The sequence below is a fragment of the Paenibacillus sp. OT2-17 genome, assembly GCF_009827695.1.
Taxonomy (GTDB): domain Bacteria; phylum Bacillota; class Bacilli; order Paenibacillales; family Paenibacillaceae; genus Paenibacillus; species Paenibacillus polymyxa_B.
Window position 1 is genome coordinate 1 of sequence record NZ_WUDQ01000297.1, and the last position, 4,480, is coordinate 4,480.

5 protein-coding genes are annotated in these 4,480 nt (G+C 41.2%); 2 read left to right on the forward strand and 3 right to left on the reverse strand.

All coding sequences use genetic code 11. The features are described from left to right. Positions 1–451: ATP-binding cassette domain-containing protein (locus GRP75_RS19850; protein ID WP_160790148.1), on the reverse strand; the 451-nt coding region annotated here is incomplete at its 3' end. Positions 452–600: 149 nt separating this feature from the next. Between GRP75_RS19850 and GRP75_RS19855 the strand changes: the two genes are divergently transcribed. Continuing rightward, a complete protein-coding gene (locus GRP75_RS19855; RefSeq protein ID WP_160790149.1) occupies positions 601–1,728 on the forward strand; it encodes an NAD(P)/FAD-dependent oxidoreductase in 1,128 nt (375 codons plus the stop codon). A 154-nt stretch (positions 1,729–1,882) separates the two neighbouring features. Here GRP75_RS19855 and GRP75_RS19860 read toward each other — a convergent pair whose 3' ends face one another. Continuing rightward, complete coding sequence (locus GRP75_RS19860) at positions 1,883–3,052, reverse strand: MFS transporter (RefSeq protein ID WP_160790150.1); 1,170 nt, start codon at positions 3,050–3,052, stop codon at positions 1,883–1,885. A gap of 112 nt (positions 3,053–3,164) precedes the next feature. Here GRP75_RS19860 and GRP75_RS19865 point away from each other — a divergent pair, with 112 nt between their 5' ends. Then, positions 3,165–3,470 carry an ArsR/SmtB family transcription factor gene (locus GRP75_RS19865; protein WP_075154246.1) on the forward strand — a complete coding sequence of 102 codons (306 nt, stop codon included), beginning with the start codon at positions 3,165–3,167 and terminating at the stop codon, positions 3,468–3,470. Positions 3,471–3,577: 107 nt separating this feature from the next. Here the strand turns inward: GRP75_RS19865 and GRP75_RS19870 are convergent, their stop codons facing one another. Further along, the gene (locus GRP75_RS19870) at positions 3,578–4,444 is read right to left on the reverse strand and encodes a MurR/RpiR family transcriptional regulator (protein ID WP_160790151.1); all 867 of its coding nucleotides are present in this window, start codon (positions 4,442–4,444) and stop codon (positions 3,578–3,580) included. Between the last annotated feature and the right edge of the window lie 36 nt (positions 4,445–4,480).

Below are 4,480 nucleotides of genomic sequence, written 5' to 3' on the forward strand. Positions count from 1 at the left end.
ATAGCTTGGGATGATTGAGGAGAGCAATGGCAATGCCCAGCCGCTGTTTCATACCCATCGAGAACTGGCCCGAGCGCTTTTTCCCGGTATGGGTCAAATCAACAATGTTCAGCACTTCATCAATCTGCGAATCAGGCAATCCCAGCAACGTTGTACGAACTTTGAGGTTCTCTCTAGCTGTCAAATTTTCATAGAGTGGAGGGGATTCGATCAGTGCGCCGATCTGAGCAAGATCTTTTCGGGACCAGGGTTTTCCTTGAAATAAAATCTCACCGGATGTCGGGCGTAGCATACCGGTTAACATTTTCAAGGTGGTTGATTTTCCAGCCCCATTTGGGCCAAGTAGTCCATAGACGGAATTCTCCTGAATAGACAGTGTGACGTTGTTCACCGCCTGTTGTCGTCCGAAGGTTTTGCAGAGATTTTTAGTCTGTAAAATAATGTTATCCATATCAGTTCATCCTTTTCATTTGTTCTGACAACTACTTTAAAGATCAATTCTAAGAACTTTATAAGGATTTAAAATATTAATTTCAAACTTTATGCATTCATGCACTATTCGCTATAATGGATACAGTGATTTAGGAAAGGGATGTAATCATGAAGAAGGTCATCGTAATCGGATCAGGAATTCTGGGGGCATCGACAGCATACCATCTAGCAAAAATGGGTGCTAATGTAATTATTGTAGATCGTAAAGATAAAGGACAGGCTACTGATGCCGCTGCTGGCATTATCTGTCCCTGGCTATCACAGCGACGCAATCAGGCTTGGTACCAACTAGCCAAAGCGGGAGCGAGTTTTTACCCTGGGTTGATTGAAGAACTCAAAAGCGAGGGAGAAACAGAAACTGGCTATGCTCAAGTGGGGGCTCTCAGTATTCATGATGATTTGGAGAAAATCAAAAAAATGGAGGAGCGGGCACACTTACGACAAGCGGATGCACCGGAAATCGGTGAAATTACCCGGCTAAATGAAAAAGAAACCCATGAACGGTTTCCTTTGTTAGTAGAAGGTTATCATTCTGTTCATATTAGCGGTGCCGCCCGAATAGATGGGCGTGCGCTGCGGGATGCGTTGGTCCGATCAGCACAAAAAAACGGGGCGGTCCTTATACAAGGAAATGCTACGCTTCAATATGAGTCCGACCATATAACGGGAGTAGTGGTCGGTGCACGAAGCTTCTCGTCTGACAAGGTCATTGTTTGTGCAGGTGCATGGGCAAATCAACTACTGTTGCCTTTGGGCATTCATTTTAAGGTTAGTTATCAAAAAGCACAAATTATGCATTTGCAGGTTTCTAATAGGCAAGACACAGGCACTTGGCCTGTAGTCATACCGCCTTCTGATCAATATCTGCTGGCTTTTGATAAACAGAAGATCGTAATAGGGGCGACTCACGAAAATGAAATCGAAGGTTACGATACGAGAGTAACAGCAGGTGGGATGCAGGAAATTCTGGATAAAGGTTTAGAATTGGCTCCTGATTTAGCAAACAGCACTTTTCAGGAGGTAAGAGTTGGTTTCCGTCCTTTTACACCCGGTTTTCTACCAGTGATCGGAGCTGTTCCAGGCTGGGATGGTCTTATAGCGGCAAATGGGCTTGGAGCATCCGGGTTGACCATGGGCCCCTTTATTGGAAATCAGCTGGCAAAGTTGGCACTTGGAATGAATTTAGATATCGATATCAATGATTATGATATTCGAAAAGCAATAGATGAAAGTTGATTCTTGACCGGAGAAATGAAGTCGCCACAATGGCGGCTTTTTTAGCGATATAAGATTTTTTTCTCAACTTTAAGTGAACTTATATCGCTAGCCGAAAAGGGCAATTACAGGTTTCCATTTTAAAGATTAGATAACCATCTAACCGTTGAGTAGTTTATAGAGATTGACTCATATTAATGTTCAAAACTCCGCTACGTAAGAACAAGATAAGTGACATACTAAAACAAATCACAGTAAACAGGCTAACGGAAATAAAACCACCAGAGTGTGCATATAGCATTCCCGCTGTGAAAGAGCCAACCGCCGTACCACAATACATAGAAGAATTGGCAAGTGATGAAATTGTTCCTCGTGCTGTAGCAGACAGGCTTTGAAGCAAACTCATCATAAGTGGAAAAATCATTCCAAGGATGAGGAAGATCAGGAAATATGTAATTTCGACATAAGTTACGCTAGGTAAATATGGAAGAAGTAAATAAAGCAGGCCGATGAAGATTATGCCATATTTCAAAGAGTGTCTAGCACCTACTTTATTAACTAGGCTACTACCAAATAAGCTGCTGATCGTATTTCCTAAACCAAGGAACAGAATTACCGTACCAATACTTGCAACATTGAGACTGAATTTATCGGAAAGCCATGTGCCAATAAAAGAGAAAGCAGCAAAATTTCCGAGTTGGAATAGGAGATAGGCAAGAAAAGCGACCTTAGGTGTTGATCCGCGTAGTAATGAACGATATCTACTCCCAATAGAGGAAGCCTTATGCTTCTGTACAGAAGCAGGTAAGGAGGGCAAGAGAACTGCAGTCAAAATAACGATCAAGAAGGTGCAGCAACCAATCATAATAAAAGGTGTTTGCCACCCTGTGGTAGCGAGATAGCTGCCGATGGGCACACCCAGCATTTGGGAAACGGCCAATCCTGCAGTAGCAACCCCCATGGCTTTTAATACTTTATGTGGTTGAACCAGCTGAGGAATGGCAGCCCAAACTTGAGGCGACGCGAAAGCGGCGCTAATCCCAGCCAATAAGCGAAAAGCAAACATGGTCCAAAAATCCGTGGCAAAGCCGCAAAGTAAAGTAAAGATACCAAAACCAAGCAAGCCGAACAGTAGCACTTTTTTTCGATTCCATTCATCTGACAAAGGTCCTGCAATTAAGGCAAACACAGCATAACCTAAAGCATAGGCCGAAACGATCCAGCCTGATTGCTCGATAGAAATGCCGAAACTTTCACGAAGAATAGGTAAAAGAGGCGATACAATGAACGTATCTGTGCCGATGAAAAACATGATAAAGAAAAACAAGGTGATAATTTTATTCAAAACTAATTCCTCCATTTGTTCTATTGTTCGATAATTTTCGAACATTAGAAATATAACATTGCAATATGTTATAATGCAACTATAATTCTTTATTCAGGTAGGTGAACGGATCTTGAGAACACTGTATCATCCTAGCGTTAATGAAATTACTCTATCTACAGTTTTATATGCCCTAAGTGACCCGATTCGGCTTAATATCATCAAGATTTTGGACGAAAAGGGAGAGCAATCCTGTAGCTCGATAGATATTTCGGCCCCAAAGTCAACCTTGTCCCATCACTTTAAGGCTCTTCGGGAATCAGGAGTCGTCCATACAAGAATAGAGGGTACCCAACGCTTTATTTCAATCCGGTACGACGATGTGAATTTACGATTTCCGGGATTGCTAGCGGCTGTACTGATGGGCTTGAAGCAATAAAATAAAGGTCTAGTTAGCATGATGCTGACTAGACCTTTATAGACGGAGGTAACGATAGAAAATCATAAGTTTCCGCTTATTTTGTAGTTAGAGGAAGAACAATCACTCTATACGTCATTCATCATGTCATTGAGATGCGAATTCTCCAACGATTGTGTTGTGGTTTGAATGTTTTTCAAGTAGTCGATTTTATAGATACAGGAATAGATCACATTTAATACATAGTCAAAGGCAATCTGCGATGAAAATGTACCAATCTTGGCATGTTTTACTTCGTCATTAGGCACCTGGATACAGATATTACTGAGTTTGGCCAATTCGCTTTGATTGGTTGCTGTAATTGTGATAAAAGGGATATTTTCATGTGCGAAATGCCGTGCTGCTTTTAAAAAAATCGGCGACTTTCCGTGATAAGTTAAAAAAACAGCGCAATCCTGTGTCGTAAGATTAGCCGTATGGTAAGCCCACTCAGACAGCTCCGTGGCTATAACCACATACTTGTTTATTTTCACCAATTTATTTTGGAAACTTTTCGCACGGATTTGTGAATCACCTAACGCATATATAAAGATTCTTTTCGCTTGATCCAGCAGTAGGGCTGTTTGCGACAATAAATCATCATCCATGAATGTAAAGTTTTTTTCAATCGTTTCTTTCATTAATTCTGCAATTTCTTTCGCTACTTGAAGTGGGGATTCATCAAAACCGAAAGGATAGTTGGGGTCTACATTGGAAATGTTCTGGGTATTCTGCTGAAATTCCCGAGGAAGTTTGATTATGAACTCCTTGAAACCAGATAGCCCAAGTTTATGTTTTAATCGATTAATCGCGGAATGCGAAGTATATGTTGCCTTTGCAAGCTCCTGAATGTTTAAGTGCAGGATACTTTCCTTATGAAGCAAAATATAGGATGCAATGCTTTTTTCGTTTGGTGTAAAGTTTTGCATTTCGGATAATTGCATCAGTATTTTCAACAGGTTCACTCCGGTTCAATTGAAATAACGTTTGAT